This window comes from Novosphingobium guangzhouense (assembly GCF_002896965.1).
GTDB classification, from domain to species: domain Bacteria; phylum Pseudomonadota; class Alphaproteobacteria; order Sphingomonadales; family Sphingomonadaceae; genus Novosphingobium; species Novosphingobium guangzhouense.
Genome location: NZ_LYMM01000021.1, coordinates 53,538 through 74,610, shown reverse-complemented (window position 1 = coordinate 74,610; position 21,073 = coordinate 53,538). Strand labels below are relative to the sequence as shown.

At 65.1% G+C, this 21,073-nt stretch carries 22 protein-coding genes; 3 read left to right on the top strand and 19 right to left on the bottom strand.

The window, feature by feature from the left end:
- Positions 1-7 precede the first annotated feature (7 nt).
- The gene (gene msrB, locus A8V01_RS05315; RefSeq protein WP_103094885.1) at positions 8-403 is read right to left on the bottom strand and encodes a peptide-methionine (R)-S-oxide reductase MsrB; all 396 of its coding nucleotides are present in this window, start codon (positions 401-403) and stop codon (positions 8-10) included.
- Positions 404-565: 162 nt separating this feature from the next.
- Here msrB and dapE point away from each other — a divergent pair, with 162 nt between their 5' ends.
- A complete protein-coding gene (gene dapE / locus A8V01_RS05310; RefSeq protein ID WP_103094884.1) occupies positions 566-1,735 on the top strand; it encodes a succinyl-diaminopimelate desuccinylase in 1,170 nt (389 codons plus the stop codon).
- 150 nt (positions 1,736-1,885) lie between these two features.
- Complete coding sequence (locus tag A8V01_RS05305) at positions 1,886-3,205, top strand: dicarboxylate/amino acid:cation symporter (RefSeq protein ID WP_103094883.1); 1,320 nt, start codon at positions 1,886-1,888, stop codon at positions 3,203-3,205.
- Between the two features lie 64 nt (positions 3,206-3,269).
- On the opposite strand, the gene A8V01_RS05300 is transcribed toward A8V01_RS05305, so the two are convergent.
- The 3 genes from A8V01_RS05300 to dapB all read right to left on the bottom strand — a co-directional run bounded on the left by A8V01_RS05300 (position 3,270) and on the right by dapB (position 5,139).
- Complete coding sequence (locus A8V01_RS05300; protein WP_103094882.1) at positions 3,270-3,659, bottom strand: hypothetical protein; 390 nt, start codon at positions 3,657-3,659, stop codon at positions 3,270-3,272.
- Between the two features lie 81 nt (positions 3,660-3,740).
- Positions 3,741-4,400: an endonuclease III gene (gene nth / locus A8V01_RS05295; RefSeq protein ID WP_103094881.1), complete on the bottom strand. Its 660-nt coding sequence runs from the start codon at positions 4,398-4,400 to the stop codon at positions 3,741-3,743.
- Between the two features lie 10 nt (positions 4,401-4,410).
- Positions 4,411-5,139, bottom strand: coding sequence for a 4-hydroxy-tetrahydrodipicolinate reductase (gene dapB / locus A8V01_RS05290; RefSeq protein WP_103094880.1), 729 nt, complete (start codon positions 5,137-5,139; stop codon positions 4,411-4,413).
- A gap of 94 nt (positions 5,140-5,233) precedes the next feature.
- Between dapB and A8V01_RS05285 the strand changes: the two genes are divergently transcribed.
- The gene (locus A8V01_RS05285) at positions 5,234-5,947 is read left to right on the top strand and encodes an NAD-dependent deacylase (RefSeq protein WP_103094941.1); all 714 of its coding nucleotides are present in this window, start codon (positions 5,234-5,236) and stop codon (positions 5,945-5,947) included.
- A gap of 25 nt (positions 5,948-5,972) precedes the next feature.
- On the opposite strand, the gene A8V01_RS05280 is transcribed toward A8V01_RS05285, so the two are convergent.
- From A8V01_RS05280 to A8V01_RS28480, 15 genes are all read right to left on the bottom strand, one after another.
- A complete protein-coding gene (locus A8V01_RS05280) occupies positions 5,973-6,752 on the bottom strand; it encodes a HesA/MoeB/ThiF family protein (RefSeq protein ID WP_211294962.1) in 780 nt (259 codons plus the stop codon).
- Entirely contained in the window at positions 6,749-7,165 is a 417-nt protein-coding gene (locus A8V01_RS05275; RefSeq protein WP_103094940.1) for a DUF983 domain-containing protein, read from the bottom strand. Before A8V01_RS05275 ends, A8V01_RS05280 begins: the two co-directional genes overlap by 4 nt.
- 46 nt (positions 7,166-7,211) lie before the next feature.
- Positions 7,212-8,063 (bottom strand): GGDEF domain-containing protein, encoded by an 852-nt coding sequence (locus A8V01_RS05270; protein ID WP_103094879.1) that lies wholly within the window; start codon positions 8,061-8,063, stop codon positions 7,212-7,214.
- Between the two features lie 220 nt (positions 8,064-8,283).
- Positions 8,284-9,717: a chromosomal replication initiator protein DnaA gene (dnaA, locus tag A8V01_RS05265; protein WP_103094938.1), complete on the bottom strand. Its 1,434-nt coding sequence runs from the start codon at positions 9,715-9,717 to the stop codon at positions 8,284-8,286.
- Positions 9,718-10,305: 588 nt separating this feature from the next.
- Positions 10,306-10,566 carry a 30S ribosomal protein S20 gene (gene rpsT, locus A8V01_RS05260; RefSeq protein WP_103094878.1) on the bottom strand — a complete coding sequence of 87 codons (261 nt, stop codon included), beginning with the start codon at positions 10,564-10,566 and terminating at the stop codon, positions 10,306-10,308.
- Positions 10,567-10,709: 143 nt separating this feature from the next.
- Positions 10,710-11,522 carry a bifunctional DNA-formamidopyrimidine glycosylase/DNA-(apurinic or apyrimidinic site) lyase gene (gene mutM, locus A8V01_RS05255; RefSeq protein ID WP_103094877.1) on the bottom strand — a complete coding sequence of 271 codons (813 nt, stop codon included), beginning with the start codon at positions 11,520-11,522 and terminating at the stop codon, positions 10,710-10,712.
- 37 nt (positions 11,523-11,559) lie between these two features.
- Positions 11,560-12,603, bottom strand: a complete 1,044-nt coding sequence (ribA, locus tag A8V01_RS05250) for a GTP cyclohydrolase II (protein WP_425437268.1) — start codon at positions 12,601-12,603, stop codon at positions 11,560-11,562.
- 26 nt (positions 12,604-12,629) lie between these two features.
- Complete coding sequence (gene xth, locus A8V01_RS05245) at positions 12,630-13,418, bottom strand: exodeoxyribonuclease III (RefSeq protein ID WP_103094876.1); 789 nt, start codon at positions 13,416-13,418, stop codon at positions 12,630-12,632.
- Positions 13,419-13,949: 531 nt separating this feature from the next.
- Entirely contained in the window at positions 13,950-14,606 is a 657-nt protein-coding gene (locus A8V01_RS05240; protein ID WP_103094875.1) for a LolA family protein, read from the bottom strand.
- A 42-nt stretch (positions 14,607-14,648) separates the two neighbouring features.
- Entirely contained in the window at positions 14,649-14,816 is a 168-nt protein-coding gene (gene rpmG, locus A8V01_RS05235) for a 50S ribosomal protein L33 (RefSeq protein WP_008831595.1), read from the bottom strand.
- A gap of 156 nt (positions 14,817-14,972) precedes the next feature.
- The gene (gene ppk2, locus A8V01_RS05230; RefSeq protein ID WP_103094874.1) at positions 14,973-15,761 is read right to left on the bottom strand and encodes a polyphosphate kinase 2; all 789 of its coding nucleotides are present in this window, start codon (positions 15,759-15,761) and stop codon (positions 14,973-14,975) included.
- Positions 15,762-15,765: 4 nt separating this feature from the next.
- Positions 15,766-16,578: an undecaprenyl-diphosphate phosphatase gene (locus A8V01_RS05225; protein ID WP_103094873.1), complete on the bottom strand. Its 813-nt coding sequence runs from the start codon at positions 16,576-16,578 to the stop codon at positions 15,766-15,768.
- Positions 16,579-16,697: 119 nt separating this feature from the next.
- On the bottom strand, positions 16,698-18,863 hold the full coding sequence (locus A8V01_RS05220) for a M13 family metallopeptidase (RefSeq protein ID WP_103094872.1): 2,166 nt from the start codon (positions 18,861-18,863) through the stop codon (positions 16,698-16,700).
- 118 nt (positions 18,864-18,981) lie between these two features.
- Positions 18,982-20,769, bottom strand: a complete 1,788-nt coding sequence (locus A8V01_RS05215; RefSeq protein ID WP_103094936.1) for an ABC transporter transmembrane domain-containing protein — start codon at positions 20,767-20,769, stop codon at positions 18,982-18,984.
- A 67-nt stretch (positions 20,770-20,836) separates the two neighbouring features.
- Positions 20,837-21,013 carry a hypothetical protein gene (locus A8V01_RS28480; protein ID WP_170065839.1) on the bottom strand — a complete coding sequence of 59 codons (177 nt, stop codon included), beginning with the start codon at positions 21,011-21,013 and terminating at the stop codon, positions 20,837-20,839.
- Positions 21,014-21,073: the final 60 nt, after the last annotated feature.

Genomic DNA, 21,073 nt, shown 5'->3' with positions numbered 1-21,073 from the left:
GCGCGGGTCACTTGGGCTCGAAATCCAGCGAGGCGCTGTTGATGCAGTAACGCAGGCCGGTGGGCGCGGGGCCGTCGGGGAACACGTGACCAAGATGGCCGTCGCACTTCGCGCAGGTCACTTCGGTACGGATCATCCCGTGAGAGGTGTCGCGGTGCTCGTCGATCGCGGCTTCGTCCACCGGCGCGGTGTAGCTTGGCCAGCCGCAACCCGAATTGAACTTGTCATCGGATTCGAACAGCGGCGCACCGCAACCCGCGCAAGTATAGAGCCCTTCCTGTTTGTTGCCATCGTATTTGCCGGTGAAAGCCCGTTCGGTGCCTGCCTGGCGCAACACGTAGTACTGTTCCGGGCTAAGCTTTTCGCGCCATTCTTCGTCGGTCAGGTGGATCTTGTCGGTCATCGGGGAGGCTCTCCTTCGGCGCGGATATGGGGCATCGCCCGGCAAGTTTCCAGTGAACCCGTCCGCGCCGAGGTATGGCCCGCCCTATGCCCCCACCCTGCAGCCCCGCCTATAGCCCCACCTATAGCCAACGCCGGGCTTTTCTGCGATGGCCCTGCACTTATGGACCAGACCGCCCCTCTCATCGCAGCCCCTTCCGCCAGCGTCGCCGATCTTGCCGAAGCGCTGATGGCGTGCCCCAGCGTCACGCCCGCCACCGGGTCGGTGTTCGATTGCCTGGAGGGCCAGCTGGCGCCGCTCGGCTTCGAGGTCACCCGCTTCCTTGCAGGCGAAGCGCCCGACGGGCCGGTCGAGAACCTCTTCGCGATCCGGCGTGGCCCGGCAGGCGCGCGCCACTTCGCCTATGCCGGGCACCTTGACGTGGTGCCGCCGGGCGAAGGCTGGACCAGCGCACCCTTCCTGCCCGAACGGCGCGGCCCCGAAGGACAGGAAATGCTCTACGGGCGCGGCGCGGTGGACATGAAGGGCTCGATCGCGGCCATGGTGGCGGCAGCCGGGCGCGTGCCGCAGGACGCAGGCACCATCAGCTTCATCATCACCGGCGACGAGGAAGGCCCCGCCCGCTTCGGCACCCTCGCCCTGATCGACCTGATGCGCGAAAGGGGCGATATCCCCGACTTGTGCCTGGTGGGCGAACCGACTTCGGTGAACCGGCTGGGTGACATGATGAAGGTTGGCCGCCGCGGTTCGGTCAACATCTGGCTTGAGGTCGAAGGGCAGCAAGGCCACGTCGCCTATCCGCACCTTGCCGACAATCCGATCACCCGGCTGGTTGCGATGCTGGCCGAACTGGATGCCATCGTCCTCGACGAAGGGACCGACTGGTTCCAGGCGAGCAATCTGGAAATCACCGACGTTTCCTGCGGCAACCCCGCCACCAACGTGATCCCGGCCAAGGTCGCCGCGCGAATCTCGATCCGCTTCAACGACCTGCACACCGGCGAAAGCCTGTCCGAGCGGGTCGCGCAGATCGCGCAAAGGCACGGCGGCACGGCCCGTCCGGTGATCTCGGGCGAGGCGTTCCTGACCCAGCCGGGCGCGTTCTCCACCATGCTGGCCGACGCGATCCGCGCCGAAACCGGCGTGGAGCCCGAACTGTCGACCAGCGGCGGCACGTCCGACGCGCGGTTCCTCAAGGATCTGTCCCCGGTCATCGAATTCGGCCTGTGCAATGCCACCATGCACAAGCGCGACGAAGCCGTCGCCGTGGCCGACCTTGATGCGCTGGCCCGGATCTTCGAACGGGTGACGCTGGCGGCGCTGGCGGGCTGACGCGAATTTGTTTCAGGCGCTGGCGGGGCGAAACGCGAAGCCTTGCGTCTTGCATCCGGGCGCAACCTTTTCGCTCTCGTCATTGACCGCACCGGCCACGCTGATAGGTTCCGGCGCTTTCACGACGCCACCATTAACAAGGGGTTCGCAATGGGCAGGCGCCTGACGCTCTATATTCTGATCGGCATGGTCCTTGGCATCGTGGCGGGGTACGTACTCCACGCGAGCCTTCCGGCAGACGATCCGCATCTCAAGCAGTGGACCGAATATTTCCGCCTGCTGCCGGACGTATTCCTCAAGCTGATCAAGATGATCCTTGCGCCGCTGGTCTTCGCGACCATCGTGACCGGCATCGCCGGCATGGGCGACAGCACTGCCCTTGGCCGCATCGGCGGCAAGGCGCTGGGCTGGTTCATCACCGCCAGCCTTGTCTCACTCAGCCTCGGGCTGGTGCTGGTCAACCTGTTCCAGCCCGGCGTCGGCGTCGGCCTCGACACGGGCCAGAGCGTGGGCGACCTTGAGATGGGCGAGCTGACGCTGCGCCACTTCATCCTGGAAATCTTCCCCGCTAGCCCGCTTGCGGCCATGGCGGAGAACAACATCCTGCAGATCCTGGTCTTCTCGGTCTTCGTCGGCGTCGGCCTGACCGCGATTGGCGAAAAGGGCGCGCCGATCGTGCGCGGCACCGAGGCGCTGTCGGAACTGATGCTGCAGATCACCGGCTACGTGATGCGCTTTGCGCCCTTCGCGGTGTTCGGCGCGATCGCCGCCGTCATCGGCACGCAGGGCCTTGGCATCATCGTCACTTACGGCGTGCTGGTGAGCGAGTTCTACCTTGCCATGGCGCTGCTGTGGGTGATCCTGTTCTGCGCCGGCGGCCTGTTCCTGGGCAAGCGCGTGGTCACGCTGTTCCGCTACATCCGCGAACCGCTGCTGCTGAGCTTCTCCACCGCGTCTTCGGAAGCAAGCCTGCCCAAGCTGTTCGAGCAGCTGGACCGCTTCGGCGTTCCGCGCCGCGTGTCGGGCTTCATCCTGCCGCTGGGCTACAGCTTCAACCTCGACGGCTCGATGATCTACATGACCTTCGCGTCGATGTTCATCGCGCAGGCTTACGGCATTCACGTGCCGATCATGACGCAGATCCTGATGCTGCTGACGCTGATGGTCAGTTCCAAGGGCATCGCAGGCGTGCCGCGCGCCAGCCTTGTGGTGATCGCGGCCACCCTCACCCAGTTCGGGTTGCCGGTGGAAGGCATCGCGCTGCTGCTGGGCGTGGATACGTTCCTCGACATGGGCCGCTCTGCCACCAACGTGGTGGGCAACGCCGTCGCCACCGCCGTCATCACGCGTTCGGAAGGGATGCTCCAGCCGCTGACCGACCCGGACGCGGAAGTGCTGCATTCCCCCCACCACACCGTTGCCGACGGTCGCCGGGGCCTTAACATCGATCCCGAGCAGTACGAGGGATAAAGATAGGGCGAGGGGGCCGAGCCTGTCGAAGCCCCCTTCACCATTCGCTGATCGAAGAGTTCCGTTACTTCGCCAGCTTCACCGGCACGAACGGCCCCATCCCGCAGCCGCCCATGCGCTGCCAGCCCCCGCCGATCTGCTGCAAGGGGTAGATGATATCCTGACGGCACAGCTGCGATAGCGACGTTTCATAAGTAAACGTCCCGGCCGACTTCAGCCCGTTGCAGCGATTGGGCAGCGTCACACGCCAGACCTGCCCCCCTGCACCGCCGATGAAATCGATGGTGTTGTCGTCACGGATGCGGGTGGTGTTGAAGCGGTTCACCGTCAGGCAATCGACGGCAGCGCCCGTCACTTCGGCGGCAGGCTGGGGCGCCGGCGTTTCGCCCGGCCCTTCCTGCGAACAGGCGGCCAGCGTCAAAGCGGAAAACAGCAGGGCAGCGGGTGTCTTCATCGGCTCATCCTCTCGTTGGGCGAACGTCCGGCGGTGCCCATTGGCTCCCCGAACGCTGCCTTCGTCAAGAGGACGTAGCCGTCAGGCGGCAGCCTTTCTGCCGCCCCGGTCCAGCACCTTGTCCTTGAAGGCGCACAAGTCCACCTCCGGGCAGCGCCAGCATTCGGGCGTGCGCGCCTTGCAGATGTAGCGGCCGTGAAGGATCAGCCAGTGATGCGCACCGACGCGAAACGGCTGCGGCACCTTCTTCTCCAGCTGCTTTTCCACCGCCAGCGGGGTCTTGCCCTTGGCCAGCCCGGTACGGTTGCCGACGCGGAAGATATGCGTGTCGACCGCGAAGGTCTCTGCCCCGAAGGCGCAGTTCATCACGACATTGGCCGTCTTGCGTCCGACACCGGGCAGTTCGACCATGGCATCGCGATTCGCCGGAACCTCGCCGCCGTAACGCTCGACAAGGATCTGCGAGAGGGCGATGACGTTCTTCGCCTTGGTGTTGAACAGGCCGATGGTCTTGATATGCTCCTTCAGCCCATCTTCGCCGAGGTCCACCATCTGCTGGGGCGTCTTCACCTTTGCGAACAGCGCGCGCGTCGCCTTGTTGACGCCCACGTCGGTCGCCTGCGCCGAAAGCGTCACCGCCACCAGCAGCTGATAGGTATTGCCGAATTCCAGCTCCGTTTCGGGCGAGGGATTGGCCTCGGCCAGACGGCGGAAGAATTCGAAGATCTGGTCCTTCTTCAAAGGCCCCTCCTTACAGGCCCAGCACTTCCGGCATGGTATAGCGCCCTGCCCCCTTGCCGATCAGCCACTGCGCCGCGCGCACCGCACCCTTCGCGAAGATGCCCCGGTTCTCGGCAAGGTGGGAGAGCGAGAGCCGTTCGTTGTCGGCCAGGAAGTGCACGGTATGATCGCCCGCCACCGAGCCGCCGCGCAGGGCCGCGAAACCGATGGTGCCCGCTTCGCGCTTGCCGGTGATGCCGTCGCGGCCGCGCACGGCATTGGCGGCAAGATCAACGGCGCGGCCCTTTGCCGCCGCCTCGCCCAGCAGCAGCGCGGTGCCCGAAGGCGCGTCCACCTTCATGCGGTGGTGCGTCTCGACGATCTCGATGTCCCAGTCCTCGCCCAGCCGCGACGCTGCCTCGCGCACCAGATGCGCCAGCAGGGTAACGCCGAGCGAGGTGTTGCCGGTCTGCAGCACCGGAATATGCTCCGCCGCCGCATCGATCAGCCAGTGGTGGCGCTCTTCAAGTCCGGTGGTGCCGATGACGATGGGCAGCTTTGCAGCCATCGCGGCATCAAGATTGCCTTCAAGTGCCGCCGGGCTCGAAAAGTCGATCAGGATATCGGCGTTGCCGGCGATGGCGGTAACGTCGCCGCCCTTGTCGACGCCGCCCGCGAAGTCCTCACCCGCATCGGCGATGGCCGCCGCGATCGCCTGCCCCATGCGCCCCTGGCTGCCGATGATACCGATTCGTGCCACGCTGCTGTCTCCGTCCGGGCCTAAAATGCTGTCGGCGCCGCATGGCGCAAACGCGGCCCTTCGACAACCTCTGGCTGCAGGCTATGGTGACCGCATGAGCAGCATCCGCAACATCGTTATCCTGACCGGCGCGGGCGTTTCCGCCGAAAGCGGCATCGATACCTTTCGTGACGCCAACGACGGGCGCGGCGGGCTGTGGGAGCAACACCGGGTAGAGGACGTCGCCACCCCGGAAGCCTTCGCGCGCGATCCCGATCTTGTCCTGCGCTTCTACGACATGCGCCGCGAGGCGATCCAGACCAAGGCGCCCAACGCCGCTCACCGCGCTCTGGCCAAGCTTGATGCCGAATGGGAGGGCGAACTTCTCATCGTCACCCAGAACGTCGATGACCTGCACGAACGCGCAGGGGCAAAACGCGTGCTCCACATGCATGGCGAACACCTCAACGCCTGGTGCACGGCCTGCGACGCCCGCCCGCGCTGGACCGGCCCGCTGATCGACCGCCCCGCCTGCCCCGAATGCGGAAAAGCGGCGCTGCGCCCCGATATCGTCTGGTTCGGGGAAATGCCCTATCGCATGGAGGAAATCTTCGCCGCGCTGGAACAGGCCGACCTGTTCGTCTCGATCGGCACGTCGGGCGCGGTCTATCCGGCTGCGGGCTTCGTGCGCAATGCCCGCGAACTGGGGATCGAGACGCTGGAACTGAACCTTGAACCCTCGCAAGGAACCGCATGGTTCGACGAGGCGCGGCATGGGCCTGCGACCGAACTGGTGCCGGCCTGGGTGGAGCAAGTACTGGAGCGGTAATGCGCGCCCCGAACTTCTCGAAGTGTCAGGCCGCCGCCGTCGAATTGCAGCCCCGGCACGCAGGGTCCTTCGCGATCCTGAGCGGGCGCATCGATGGCGCCAGCCCGTCGATCAGATGCAATGTGCCGAACTGGGGCTCGCCCAGCGCGGTGTGCCCTGCCAGCAGCACCCGCATCGCATGCATCGCCGCGAAAGTGCCGACCATGCCCACCATCGCCCCCAGCACGCCGTCGGCGGCGCAGGTATCGCAGTCCACCGCGTCGAAGGCATCGCCCACGAAGCAGCGATAGCAGGCCTGCCCTTCAAGGTGCCCGGCGAAATTCGCCACCTGGCCCTGGAACCGCCCGATCGCCGCCGTCGTCAGCGGGATGCCCAGACTTACGCAGGTATCTGACACCAGCAGCCGAGTCGCGAAGTTGTCACAGCCGTCCAGTACGAGGTCCGCGCCGGATAGGACGTCATGCGTATTGCCATCCCCCAGCCGCGCAACGACGGGTTCCACCTTGAGGCCAAGATCAAAACGCCGCACCCACTCGGCTGCCGCTTCCGCCTTGGGCCTGCCGACATCCGACGGCGTATAAATCGTCTGGCGTTGCAGGTTGCTGACGTCGATCACGTCATCATCCACCAGCGTGAGGCGGCCTATGCCGGCTGCGGCGAGATATTGCAGGGATGGACTGCCGATCCCGCCGCAGCCGACCAGCACCACATGCGCATCGCTGAGCGCAACTTGCCCCACGCCGCCGACTTCGGGCAGCACGATATGCCGCGCAAAGCGGCCAAGGCGGTCGGCAGTCAGGGTCATTGCGGGCGCTCGTCTCCGGGCGCGTCCTGCACCGGCGTTTCGGGCAGCCGTTCCTTGACGAAGCCATGCATGCCGAACCACCATTGCGTGGCGATCACGCCGCCCTTGGCGGGCTGGAGCATGCCGATCATCATCGCGATCGCCAGCGGCACCAGAATCGCAAACATCGCCAGCGGCCCCAGATCGTAATCCACCGAAAGCGCGATGATCAGCGGCGCCATCAGGTGCCCGGTCACGATCATCGCGATGTAGGCGGGGAAATCGTCCGCGCGCTGCGGGGTCAGGTCCATCGTGCAGACCGGGCTGCGTTCGCGCGGCTTGAGCCACTTTCGGAACAGACTGCCTTCACCGCAACGCGGGCAACGGCTGCGAAGGCCGCGAAGCAGGGCCTGCGAGAACGTGGCGGGAATCATGCCCAAGCGCCTACAGCATGCAGGCGACGTGGTGAAGGGGATGCGCTCAGAAACCCAGAACGTGGACGCGATTACGGCCGCCGTGCTTGGCAGCATAGAGCGCCTCGTCCGCCTGCCGGGTGGCATCCTGCAGCAGCGAGAAATCGCGCACCGGCGCAAGGCCGCAAGAAAAGGTTACCGCGCGGTCCTGCACGCCAAGCCCGGTGTCGAGCGCAACGGTGGCGCGCAGCCTTTCCATGACCAGCCGCGCCTCATCCAGCGTAGTGTCGGGCAGCAGGACGGCGAACTCCTCTCCGCCCCAGCGTGCGGCAATGTCGCTGCGGCGCAAGTGGTCCTCGATCCGGCGGGCCAGTGATTTCAGCACCACGTCGCCCACGGCATGGCCAAGATCATCGTTGATGCGCTTGAAGTGGTCGATATCGATCAACGCCAGCACCGCATTCGACCGGCCACGCAGAACCTGCTTCGCCGAATCGAGGAAACCGCGACGATTGCGGATGCCGGTCAGCGGATCGCGCTCGGCCGCATCGACAAGACGTTCGATCCGGGCTGCGGTTTCATGGGCGGCGGTGGTCACCCCGTTCAGCAGACGGCCGACCAGATCATCCGCCCCTTGCGGGATCACGGCAACCCGCTCGCCCATCTGGATCGACTGCAGCATCATCGTTGCCTGTCCGATCGGCGCCAGCAACGCATGGATCGCCGCCAGACCAAGCCCGGTGCCGACCAGCGTGGCGACCAGCAGCGTCAACAACGTGCCAAGGTGCCAGTGCCCGGTCGCCGCCTGGAATGCGACGCATGCGATCAGGGGGACGTGTACCGCACCGAAGCAGACGAAGAGAATCCGCCGCTCGTAACTTCGGGGAAAAAGGAAAGTCGTAGCCTGGTAGAAGCGCATGGGGGGAAATGCCTCTTCTGCTGGATCTGAGAATGAAACGCGACTGCGTACCCGACCCGCTTACGGAGCGGAAGCTTTTGCGAAAGCTAAATTACGTGATGAAACGGTGAGTTAACCTGCGCCAGCGACCAAATGAAAAGGGGCCGGAAGCAATGCCTCCGGCCCCTTTTCATAACCTGGTGCAAAAGCCCCGGATCCCGGCATTTTGCCGGGCAAGCGTTCAGCTTTCGAGCTGGCGCAGCAGCGAACGCACGTCGCCGTCCATATCGGCATCGCGGGTGCGCAGTTCCTCGATCAGACGCACCGCATGGATCACCGTCGAGTGATCGCGCCCGCCGAACTTGCGGCCGATTTCCGGATAGGAGCGCGGGGTCAGAACCTTGGCAAGATACATTGCCACCTGACGCGGGCGCACGACCGCGCGGGCGCGGCGCTTCGAGCTCATTTCGGTGCGGTCGATGCGGTAGAACTGGCAGACCGTGCGCTGGATCTCGTCGATCGTGATCCGGCGGCGGTTGGCCGAGAGGATGTCGGTCAGCTGTTCTTCGGCCAGTTGCAGCGACACGGCCTGCCCGGTCAGCTGCGCATAGGCGATCAGCTTGTTGAGGCCGCCGACCAGTTCACGCACGTTGCGATTGATGGTGCGGGCAAGGAATTCGATGACGTCCGAAGGCACTTCGATCGAAGCGAAACGGCCAAGGCGGTTCTCAAGGATCGAACGGCGCAGTTCGATATCGGCCGGCTGGATATCGGCGACAAGGCCCATCGACAGGCGCGAAAGCAGGCGCGGTTCGACGCCGTCCAGCGCCTGGGGCGCACGATCGGCGGCGAAGACCAGGCGCTTGCCTTCCTGCAGCAGCGCATCGATCGTGTAGAGCAGCTCTTCCTGAGCCGAAGCCTTGCCGATGATGAACTGGATATCGTCCACCAGAAGGAGGTCGAAGCCGCGCAGGCGCGCCTTGAACTCGATCATCTGGTTCTGCCGCAGCGCCTGAACGAATTCCACCATGAACCGCTCTGCCGAGCAGTAGAAGATGCGCGCATGCGGGTGCGCCGCCAGATAGGCGTGGCCGATCGCATGCAGCAGGTGCGTCTTGCCCTGCCCGGTGGCGGCCTTGAGATAGAGCGGCGAGAACTGCGGCGTTTCCGTTGCGGCCATGCGCTGCGCGGCATTGCACGCTAGCACGTTCGACGCGCCGGTCACGAAGCTGGTGAAGGTCTGCGAGGCGTCGATGCCTGCCGGGCCCTGGCCGAGCGAGGCGAACGATTCGCCTGCAAGCGCGACCGAAAGCGGGTCTGCGGCGCTGACTGCCGAATCATTGGCAGGCGCGCTGGCCGGACGACCGCCGTTACCCAGACGCAGTTCGGGCAGCTGGCGACGGCCGGGATGCACGAGGATGCGCACGTGACGCACGTCAGGGCGCGCGATCTTCCATGCCAGCGAGAGGCGATCGGCAAAACGATCGTTCACCCAGTTCGCCGAGAATTCGGTGGGCAGGTACAGGTCGAGCGTACCGGTTTCCTTGCACCAGTTGCCCGGCTGGATCGGCTTGATCCACTGGCTGTGCGCCTGGTGCCCAAGGTCCTTGCGCAGGCCCTGGCTGATGTCAGCCCAGTCCGCCGCCAGATTTACGGCTTCCTGATCCTCTTCCATCGCCACTCGCACCGCCTTCGACTTCCTGTTCAAGTTTGTTCCTTCGACCATCGGATTCACCGGGGGGGTCACGGAGGGTTGTCCTGCGGATGTATTCGACATCGTTTCGAACCCCTTGTTGCTCACGTGATCCCGCTGGTGACGCGAAACGTGGGGAGGCAGCGGCGCGCAGAGTGAAAAGTTCCCCGTGCCGCGAACGCATGTTCGCGGGGATTGTTCCACTTGTGAATCGCTGTGTTCCCCGGCTCGTTCCGCAACGGCCGGGAACCCTTTTAGAAACCCGTTTGCCGGGCAGGCAAGACGGCACTCCCCAAATAAAAAAAATTATGAAGGTTGACTCACGTGGGAGTGCCTAAAATCCGTAGCCAAAGTGTAATGCGCTGCAAAATCAGTTGGTTGCGCAGTGCGGCATCCCGAATCGCAGTATTTCCGGGCCTTTGCTTTCGAGCATACTGCGATGCAGCAAAAACAAGAACGGAGCCGAGGTCGAATGACCTCGGCTCCGTTCTTGTTTCGTCCTGAGACAGATGGCCAGCATCTGTCTCACTCTGCGAATCACTCTCCCTTTAGTAAGGAGAGTGCTTCGAATCAGAGAGCAGCGACGCGCTTGGTCAGACGCGACATCTTGCGCGCTGCGGTGTTCTTGTGAAGCACGCCACGCGCAACGCCACGAGCCAGCTCGGGCTGGGCTTCCTTGAGGGCAGCAGCAGCGGCATCCTTGTCACCACCGGCCAGAGCGCTCTCGACCTTCTTCAGGAAGGTGCGGATGCGGCTCACGCGGTTGGTGTTGATCTCTGCACGGCGCTCGTTGCGACGGATGCGCTTGCGGGCTTGCGGCGTATTGGCCATCGATATTCCTCTGTTCGGGCGGCCAACACGGTGAGCGGCCCCAATTGCCTAACGAATCTATTCGGCGAACGGACTCGCCGGAAAGCGCGCCCCTTACAGTTCAAGCCGGGTTCCGTCAACCCGAGGCATTGGCGCGAAACCGCCTATTTCTGGCACTTGCGGCACCAGAACGTGCTCCTGCCGCCCTGCACGAAGCGCAGCACCGGCGCCCCGCAGCCGCAAGGGTCGCCCTCACGCCCATAGACCTGCCACGACGCCGCGAAGTAGCCGAGTTCGCCATTGGGCTGCGCGTAGTCCTTGATCGTCGATCCGCCCGCCGCGATCGATTCGCCCAGCACCTGCTTGATCGCGGGCACCAGCCTGCCCAGCGCCGGTCCGCTTACGCGCCCGGCTTCCTTGTCCGGCCGAATGCCCGAACGGAACAGCGCCTCGCACACATAGATGTTGCCCAGCCCCGCCACGATCGTCTGATCAAGCAGCATCTGCTTGATCGGCGCGATACGCCCGGCGAAGGCGGCGCGCAGATGCGCCGGGGTCAGGTCATCACCCAGCGGCTCGGGCCCCAGCGTCGCGAAGGCGCCCCAGGCATCCAGCCCCGCCGTGGGCACAAGGTCCACCGAACCGAACCGCCGCGCGTCGTTAAGCGCAAGTACGTGGCCCGCCCCCGTCTCCAGCACGAGATGATCATGCTTGTCAGGCGCCTCGGGCTCGATCCGCCAGCGACCGGACATGCCAAGGTGGAACACCATGGTCTGTTCGCGGTCGGTATGGATAAGACCGTATTTCGCGCGCCGCCCCATCCCGGTTACGCGCGCGCCGGTCAGCACCTGCACAAGATCGGGCGGGAACGGACGGCGCAGGTCCGCGCGATTGAGCGTGACGCGCGCTATGCGTTCGCCATCGAGAAAACGCTCAAGGCCGCGCACCGTGGTTTCGACTTCGGGAAGTTCAGGCATCAGGCGCTAGATAGGGCGTTCGCGGCCCTGCGCAATCTCAGAGGATATGCCCCGTGCGATCGCGCTTGGTTTCCAGGTAGCGGGCGTTGTGCGGGTTGGGCGGCAGCTGGTGCGGCACCCGCTCCACCACTTCGACGCCGACGCCCTGCAACGCGGCGACTTTGGCCGGGTTGTTCGTCATCAGGCGAATCGCGGGAACGCCCAGCAGGTCGAGCATTCGTGCGGCCACCGGGAAATCGCGTGCCTCGGTCGGCAGGCCAAGGCGGTTGTTGGCGTCCACGGTATCATAGCCGACATCCTGCAGCGCATAGGCGCGCAGCTTGTTGACGAGGCCGATGCCGCGCCCTTCCTGCCGCAAGTACAGCAGTATGCCCCAGCCGCCCTGCCCGGACTCCCCCGACGCTTCCGCCGCCATGGCCCGCAGCGCCGCGTTCAGCTGCGGCCCGCAGTCACACTTGAGGCTGCCCAGGATGTCGCCCGTCAGGCATTCGGAATGGAGGCGCACCAGCGGCGGCCGATCGCCGTCCTGCGTCCCGATGACCAGCGCGACATGTTCGCGAAGATCGTCGAGCGCACGGAAGGCGACGATCTCGGCATTCTCCGCCGCCGCCACCGGCAACCGCGCGCGCGATGCGATCGCAAGGTGCGCGGTGTCCTTCCACGCGGCAAGATCGGCGCCGGATACGTCCTGCACTTCGTCCGCATGAGGCGGCACTACCAGGAAGGCGGGCAGGATGCCTGCCAGTCGCGCCAGTTCCATCGCGGTGCGCGCGGCATCTGCATCCTCGATAGGCTCGGCCGCGAAGGGGCCCTTCATCGGATAGGCAAGGTCCAGCGCCGGATCGGCCACCGCGCGCGCGGTGTCGAGGTCGAAAGGCTCGGCGGCGCGAATCAGGACCGGCGCTTCGGGCACGGCGGCCTCGCGCTGGTTGGCCAGCTTCAGCGTGACGGCGCGCGCGGCGGAAATCAGCATGCGCGGCGCGGTGGCGCCGGGGGCGAATGCCGTCTCTGCAGGCAGCAGGACTTGCCCCGCAACCCGAATCGGCCAGCCATGACGCAGCGCATCGAGCGCCAGCGCCACGCGGCGGGTGGAGGCAGGACCCGCGTTCAGAGTTCGAACTCGGTGACAAGCGGGATATGATCGCTCGGCTGTTCCCAGCGGCGGGTTTCTTCGACGAAGTGATGCCCGCGTGCCTGCGGGGCCAGATCGGGCGAGGCCCACATGTGGTCAAGGCGGCGGCCCTGGTCCTTCTGGCGCCAGTAGCTGCGGTAGGACCACCAGGAATAGTTGCGTTCGGGCGCCGGGATGAAGCGGCGGCCCAGATCGTCGAAGCCTGCCGCGTCCTGCAGCCGCTTGAGCGTCTCCACCTCGATCGGCGTATGGCTGACGACCTTGAGCAGGGCCTTGTGATCGTAGACATCGCATTCCAGCGGGGCGATGTTGAAATCGCCGACTATCAGCGTGGGGCGATCGATCCGGTCGGCCCAGCGGGTCATGCGTTCGAGGAAGTCCAGCTTCTGGCCGAACTTGGGGTTCACCTCGCGGTCGGCCACATCGCCGCCGGCAGGGATATAGACGTTCTCCAGCACCATGCCCTGCCCCGGCCCCAGCAGCTCCACGCCGATGTGGCGGGCCTCGCCGTTGTCCTGCCAGTCATGCTTCGAGAAATCGCGGAACGGCACTTTCGAGACCGTCGCCACGCCATGGTAGCCTTTCTGCCCATGGATCGCGCGGTGGGTATAGCCGAGGCGCTCGAACATCTCGTGCGGGAACAGATGCTCCGCGACCTTGATCTCCTGCAGGCACAGCACGTCGGGCGCCTGCTCGGTAAGGAAACGTTCGACCTGGTCGATGCGCAGGCGGACGGAATTGATGTTCCAGGTGGCGATCTTCATGGGCGTGGCTTTAGGGACGGCTTGGGGGAATTGCCAGTCCCCGGCCTCGCGTAAACCGAGGGTGCCCCGCTGCCGGTAAGCCTGCCCCGGTAAGCCTGTCCCGGCAAGACAGCGGGAATCGCCGCGGCGGGTTGGGTGGCCGGATTTTGTCTCAGGCCGGAGCGAGAATGGTGCCGGTCGAGAACCGGAGCGCAGCGGCCTTCTGGCCGTGAGCACCGGAAGCGCAGAACGGTGCCGTTCGCAGCCCGGCATGGGGCAAAATACGGCCACCCAACAGAAAACCCTCGAGCCGGGGGCAGAGGCTCGAGGGTTCCTGTAAGCGTTCGTCACGCTAGTTTATCAGAACGGTCACTCAGGAGGCGCGGGCAACAGGGGGGAAACCCGCCTCAAACCGTTCTGACAAGACCTATATGGGGTGCGTCTCCTGACTGCCAAGTGAACGAAGTTCAGAAAACTGTCGCCGTTTGTCGCCAGCAGCGCACATTCAGCGACAAAGCGCCCCTTTTGGTCGACGATTGTCGCCGCGGGTCGTCAATGACGATTGCGCGGGCGCGGGTCGGTCCAGCGGAAGTCGTTATCGGTGACCGGCACGCCGTAACGCTGGTTGGACAGGCTGATGGTCGTGCGCTTGTTCTGCGAATCGAGCGCGACCCAATAGGTCAGCTCCAGCCCGCCCGGTGCGGAGGGCTTGCGCGTGAAGATCAGGGTGATCACCCCATATTCGGGATGCGAGCGATCGCGCACTTCGATGCTGGTGACGTTGGGATTGCCGGTCTGCAGCACCTTGCCGTACTTCGCCACATCGCGGCTGGGATCGAGCAGGGCGCCGAGCGGGCTGTTCTTGATCGGCCAGCGCTGCACCTGCCGCACCGAATAGTCGATGAAGGTAAGCGCCTTGCCGTCGCCGACGATCAGCATCTCGGCGCTTTTCTGGTACTGGAAGCGGATCTTGCCGGGACGCTTGAGGGTCAGCACGCCGCTGACCGACCCGCCCGAGCGGTCGGTCTGCACGAAGTCCGCCTTCATCGAATCGATGGCGCGCAACGCCGCGACCGCCTGGTCGAGCTGCTTGGCATCGTCCGGAGCGGCAGCGATCGCCTGAACCGGAATCAGTGTGGCAGGAACGGAAAGCGCGGCCAAAGCGGCCGCGCTTACGCAGGATCGAAAGGTTTTCTTCACGTGGTTCATGGCTTTCCCGTTGGGTGCACAGCCTTGAACCGACCGTGAACCTTACTTGATCTTGGCTTCCTTGAACTCGACGTGCTTGCGCACGACCGGGTCATACTTCTTGAAGCTGAACTTTTCGGTCGTGTTCCGCGGATTCTTCTTGGTCACGTAGAAAAAGCCGGTGTCGGCGGTCGAGACAAGACGGATCTTGACGGTTGCGGGCTTCGCCATGGCGGTATCCTGTACTTTCTAAGTTGCAGCCGCCCTGGCAGGCCGGCGTTACGACAAATCATAAAGGGGCGACACCAAGGCGCCGCCCTTCAAGGTTGCGCCCCTTGCTGGATTGGCCCTGCAAAGTCAAGCGCGCGCCGCCGATTCGCCTGCAATTCAGGAGATCGGAAACGGCTTCAACGGCTCAAGAACGCCGAATTTCTCGTGCCGGGGGTCCGTGTCGAGCGGCGGCAGGTCCAGTTCGGGCGCCTCCACCTTCGTATCGGGCAGCCGCGCCAGCAGGTCGCGAATCAGGGTCAGGCGGCCAAGGCGCTGGTCGTTGAAATCCACCAGCGTCCAGGGGGCATGCGCGGTGTGCGTCGCTTCCAGCATCGCCTCGCGCGCAAGGGTGTAGTCGGCGTACTTCTCCCGCGCGGCGATATCGACGGGCGACAGCTTCCAGCGCTTGAGCGGGTCTTCCAGCCGTTCGTGCAGGCGTTCTTCCTGCTTCTCCTGATCGCAGGCCAGCCAGTACTTGAACAAGTGGATGCCGTCATCAACCAGCATCTTCTCGAAAGTCGGCGCATGGCGCAGGAACGCCTCTACTTCTGCCTGAGAGGCATAGCCCATCACCCGTTCCACGCCCGCGCGATTGTACCACGAACGGTCGAACAGCACGATCTCGCCGCGGCTGGGCAGGTGTTCGATATAGCGCTGGAAGTACCACTGCCCCCTTTCACGCTCGCTCGGCGCGGCAAGGGCCACGGTGCGGCACTGGCGGGGGTTGAGCTGGCCGGACACGGCCTTGATGGCGCCACCCTTGCCCGCCGTGTCGCGTCCTTCGAACAGGACCACGATGCGCGCGCCGGACACTTGTGCCCAGCGCGCCATGCCGACAAGCTCCTGCTCCATCGGGTCGAGGAGTTTCTCGTAGTCCTTGCGGCCGAGTTTCTCCCCGTTGCTCATGGTCTTACACCCTCGAAAGCAGGACCAGCGCGATGACGCCGGCGACAATGCGATACCATGCGAAGGGGGCGAAACCGGACTTGCTGACAAAGGCCATGAACGCCTTGATCACCACCAGCGCGACGATGAACGACACAACGAAGCCGATCGCGATCTCGTTCCAGCCGACCGGGCCGGCGCCGCTCATCAGCGCGTCATGATGCTTGAGCAGTTCCAGCGTCGTCGCGCCGATCATGGTGGGAACGGCCAGGAAAAAGCTGAACTCTGCCGCCGTGCGACGTTCGATCCCCATCAACAGCGCGCCCATGATCGTCGCGCCCGAACGGCTGACGCCGGGCACCATCGCCAGGCACTGCGCCAGACCGACGCCGATGCACTGGCGGGCGGGAAGTTCGGCAACGCCAGTAAGCGGGCCGGGTTTGGCCACCTTTTCGATGCCCAGGATCGCGATGCCGCCGATGATCAGCGCCCATGCGACCACGCCGGGTTCGCCCAGCAGTCCCTCGATGAAGTCGTTGAGCAGCAGGCCGAGGATGGCGGAAGGAATGAACGCCAGCAGCACGTTGCGCACGAAGCGGATCGAAGTGGGGTTGAGCTTGAGCAGCCCCATGCCCACCGCCCAGAACGTGCGCCAGAACTGCACGATCACGGCCAGGATCGCGCCCAGCTGGATGACGATGTTGAAGGTTGACCAGAGCGCCGAATCATAGCCGAACAGGCGGGTGGCAAGGATGAGATGGCCGGTCGATGAGACGGGCAGGAACTCGGTGAGGCCCTCGACAATGCCGAGGAGGATCGCGGTAAGGGTAAGGTCCATGGGTTGGAGGTCATGCCGTACCGTGCGGCCAAGTCAACCGGGGACGTGCTGCATTGCGGAATTGTGAGGTAAGCAGAGCAAATTCCTCCCCGAGACGGGCTCGGGGAGGAGTTGCGCGATCACCAGATCCGCACGCGGTCCCTGGGCGCGACGTATAGCTTGTCGCCCGGCTTCACGCCGAACGCCTTGTACCATTCGTCGAAGTTGCGCACGATGCCGTTGACGCGGTACTGCGGCGGCGAATGCGGGTCGGTGACAAGGTACTGGCGCGCCTGCGCCTCGCGCACCTTCGAACGCCAGACCTGCGCCCAGCCCATGAAGAAGCGCTGGTCGCCTGTGAACCCGTCGATCACCGGGGCTTCCTTGCCGTTCAGCGACAGCTTGTACGCACGGTAGGCAAGGCTGAGGCCGCCGATATCGCCGATGTTCTCGCCCATGGTCAGGCGGCCGTTCACGCAGGTCTTGCCGTCGTCGAACGGGCAGAAGGCATCATACTGCTTCGCCAGTGCGTCCTGCAGCTTCTGGAACGCGGCCAGATCCTGCGGGGTCCACCAGTCGCGCAAGTTGCCGGTGCCGTCGTACTTGGCGCCCTGATCGTCGAAGCCGTGGCTCATTTCATGGCCGATGACCGCGCCGATGCCGCCATAGTTTACCGCCGGGTCGGCCGAGAGGTTGAAGAACGGCGGCTGCAGTATCGCGGCCGGGAAGACGATCTCGTTCATCGGCGGGTTGTAATAGGCATTCACCGTCTGCGGCAGCATGCCCCATTCGCTGCGGTCAACCGGGCCGCCGATGCGGTTCATGTCGAACGCGGTCTGCCACTTGCCCGCGGCGATGCCGTTGCCAAGCGGATCGGTGGCGGAGAAGGTCAGCCCTTCATAAGTCTTGAACACGTCGGGCTGGCCGATCTTGGGGGTGAAGGCGTCCAGCTTCTTCTCCGCCTCGACGCGGGTGACCGGGCTCATCCATGCCAGATCCTTGAGATTGGCCGCCATCGCCTTGCGCAAGTTGGCGACCAGATCGGTCATCGCCGCCTTCTGTTCGGCCGGGAAATACTTCGCGGCATAAAGCTTGCCGAGAAGTTCACCGGCCATCCCTTCGACCGCAGCGATGCCGCGCTTCCAGCGGGGGCGCTGCTCCGGCTGGCCGGACAGCGTCTTGCCGTAGAAATCGAAGCGCGCGTTATCGATGTCCGAAGGCAGCACGGCGGCGTTGTCGCTCAGAAAATGCGCGGCAAGATAGGCCTGCCAGGTGGCGACCGGGGTGCTGTCGATCAGCTTGACCACGGCGGGCATGCCGGGGCCGAACTGCGCGCCGGCCTTGGCGGGGTCGATCCCGGCCTTCTTGTACTCCTCAGCCGTCGGCGGCATCTCTCCGACCAGGACGTAGCTTGCCTTTTCGGCGCCGACGGCAGCCAGGAACGCCTTGACGGTGCCGGGCGCGCCCAGCCCTTCGAACTCGGCCACGGGCACCTTGTTATAGGTGAGGTCCGGGTTGCGGGCGGCGGCGCGGTCCCAGTCGGCGCGGGCAAGCTGCGTTTCCAGCGCCAGCACTGCCGTAGCGGCGGCGGCGGGGTCCGCGTAACCGGCCTTGCCGAGCAGGAAGGTCAGGTACGCCTTGTACTTGTCACGCAGTTCCACCGAGCGCGCGTCGGTCTTCAGGTAATAGTCGCGATCAGGCAGGCCCATGCCGCCGATATTGGCGTTGAGCGCGTAGATATCGCTCTGCTTGTCGTCCGCGCCGACATAGAGGCTGATCGGCGAGGCATAGCCCGGTGCGCCGAACAGGCTCGCCACGTCAGCCGCCGTCTTCGCCCCCATGATCCGGTCAAGATACGGGCGCGCCGGGGCGAGGCCCGCCTTGTTGATCGCATCGACGTCCATGAACGCCTTGTAGGCCGCCGCGATGCGCGCACCGTCCGAACCGGGGGCCGGGTTCGCGGCTTCGAGTTCGTCCAGGATGCCGTGGACGCGCTGCTCCGACAGGTCGTTCAGTTCGATGAACGAGCCCCAGCGGGTACGGTCGGCCGGCAGTTCGGCGGTCTTGTTCCAGATGCCGTTCACATAGGCGTCGAAATCGTCGCCCGGCTTGGCGGTCTTGTCGATCCACTGGGTCTGGACGCCGAACTTGCCCCAGTCCGAAGACGGCGCCAGCGAAGGCTTCGCAGCCGGGCCAGCGGCCTGTGCGGCATTCTGAGCGGCATCCTGCGCGGATACGGGAGCGGTGAAGGCGAAAACGGAAAGCGCGGCGCTTGCAAGAAGCGCCCTGCCGGAGATGCGAAGCATGTCGTGACCTTTTCGGAAGGGGGATGCGACAGGATATTTCGGCCGGATCAGAACGACCGACGATGGCGCGTAACTTAGTTACACGCGCGCGCAACGCCAGCGAAAAAGCAGTGACCGTTCAGCCGTGCGGTATGATGGGGGGATTATCGAACTGCAGCGAGGCCAGCCGGGCATAAAGGCCGCCCGCGCGGGTCAGGCTTTCGTGCGTGCCCTGCTCGACGATGCGCCCCCCGTCCATAACCACGATGCGGTCCGCCTTGCGCACGGTGGCAAGGCGGTGGGCGATGACCAGCGTGGTGCGCTGCGCCATCAGTGTTTCCACTGCGTCCTGCACCAGCCGCTCACTTTCGGCGTCAAGCGCGCTGGTGGCCTCGTCCAGCAGCAGGATCGGCGCGTCGCGCAGCAGCGCGCGGGCGATGGCGATGCGCTGGCGCTGGCCGCCGGAAAGGCGCGCGCCGTCTTCGCCAAGGAACGTGTCGAGCCCCTGCGGCAAGGCGCGCAGGAAGCCTTCGGCATTGGCGGCGCGGGCCGCCTGCCAGATCGCTTCGTCATCGGCCTGCCAGTTGCCGTAGCGCAAGTTGTCGCGAGCGGAGGCGGCAAAGAGCACGCCTTCCTGCGGGACCAGCGCGATACGGGCGCGGACCTCGGCCGGATCGGCGGAAACCAGCGGCACGCCGTCGATCTTGATGGCGCCGCCCTGCGGATCGTAGAACCGCTCGGCCAGCTGGAACAGGGTGGATTTGCCCGCCCCCGAAGGGCCGACGATGGCAACGGTCTCTCCCGGCTCCACGGTCAGGCTGAAATCGTGCAGCGCGGGCAGTTCGGGCCGCGCCGGATAGCGGAAGGTCACGCGTTCGAACGCCAGCTTGCCGCGTGCCGGACTGGGCATCACCAGCGCGCGCGCCGGAGGGGCAATGGTGGGATGCTCGCTCAACAGTTCGGCCAGACGACTGGCCGCGCCGGCACCGCGCACAAGATCGCCGTAAACCTCGGTGAGCGAACCGAACGCACCCGCGACGATTCCCGCCGTCACCACGAAAGCGGCGATGGTGCCGCCGGTGATGGTGCCCTCGGCCACGCCGATCGCGCCGCGCCACATGATCAGGGTGATCGACCCGAAGATCAGGAACATGATCACCGCCGTCATGATCGCGCGGATCATGATGCGATGCTTGCCGGTGTCGAACGTGCGCTCCACTGCGGCGGCAAAGCGCCCCTGTTCGCGCCCTTCCTGATTGAACGCCTGCACGACCTTCAATGCACCCAGCACTTCGGCGGTCAGCGCGCCGATATCGGCCACCCGGTCCTGGCTGGACCGCGAAACAGCGCGCAAGCGGCGGCCGAAGGCGGCGATCGGCAGGATCACCACCGGAATGGCGATGACCAGCCCCGCCGTCAGCCCCGGCTCCAGCGCGAAGAGATAGATCACCCCGCCCAGCGCCATGATCGCATTGCGCAGCGCGACCGAAACGGTAGTGCCCACGATCTGCTCGATGATCGCGGTGTCGGCGGTCATGCGCGAGGAGATTTCCTTGGGGCTGTTCTCTTCGAAGAAACTGGGCGCAAGGGTCAGCAGATGGCGCTGCACGCGCAGGCGGATATCGCCGACGACACGCTCGCCCAGCCAGGACACCGAATAGAACCGGATCGCGGTGGCGATGGCGAGCACGACGACCACGACCATCAGCATCAGGAACCAGGATCGGATCGCGGCCGGGTCCGCGCCTTGCGCAAAGCCCTTGTCGATGATCTGCCGGAAACCATAGGGAATCGCGAGGGTGGACGTCGCCGTTGTGATCAGCGCCAGGCCCGCCGTGGCCATGCGCCCCGGATACTTGAGCATCTCGCGCCAGACCATGCGCAGCGGGCCGAGACTGCGGCGCTGCCGCTTCGGCTCTTCAGCCATGGTTTCCAGTGCCGCGAAATTGCCTTGCGTCCCATCCATGGCGCCGCGCCTTACAGCGTCGCGCGCTTCAGGAAAAGGCTTCCGTGAGCGGGGTCAGCTTTGATTCACTGACGGGGATGCGGCCGGCGGCGCCATCGATGCCGCCCGCTGCATCGCCACAACACCAACCTGCCCGATTCGCGGCCAAACGTGCTTCTTCTGCGAAGATCACCTGCCTGAAATCGGAATTGCCGCGTTGCAACATTAACATCTATTTCCGTAAATCATGCCATAAGAACCCTGTACAAAGGCCGAGTCCGCCCCC